The organism is Blautia sp. OF03-15BH, from assembly GCF_003463065.1.
Taxonomy (GTDB): domain Bacteria; phylum Bacillota; class Clostridia; order Lachnospirales; family Lachnospiraceae; genus Limivivens.
The window spans coordinates 1-446 of the sequence record NZ_QSCM01000012.1 but is presented as its reverse complement, the minus strand read 5'-3'; the positions used below and the strand labels follow the sequence as shown (position 1 = coordinate 446).

The 446-nt window shown below is 52.9% G+C and carries 1 rRNA gene (running past one end of the window); it reads left to right on the top strand.

Annotation, left to right across the window (positions count from 1 at the left end):
• A 16S ribosomal RNA gene (locus DXA57_RS12240) occupies positions 1-433 on the top strand; it begins 1,199 nt to the left of the window's first position.
• The last annotated feature ends 13 nt before the right edge of the window (positions 434-446 follow it).

The following is a 446-nucleotide window of genomic DNA, read 5'->3' as shown; positions in this document are numbered from 1 at the left end:
ACCCTTATCTTCAGTAGCCAGCAAGTGAAGTTGGGCACTCTGGAGAGACTGCCAGGGACAACCTGGAGGAAGGTGGGGATGACGTCAAATCATCATGCCCCTTATGACTTGGGCTACACACGTGCTACAATGGCGTAAACAAAGGGAAGCAGCCCTGTGAAGGTGAGCAAATCCCAAAAATAACGTCTCAGTTCGGATTGTAGTCTGCAACTCGACTACATGAAGCTGGAATCGCTAGTAATCGCGAATCAGAATGTCGCGGTGAATACGTTCCCGGGTCTTGTACACACCGCCCGTCACACCATGGGAGTCGGTAACGCCCGAAGTCAGTGACCCAACCGCAAGGAGGGAGCTGCCGAAGGCGGGACTGGTAACTGGGGTGAAGTCGTAACAAGGTAGCCGTATCGGAAGGTGCGGCTGGATCACCTCCTTTCTAAGGAAAAGAA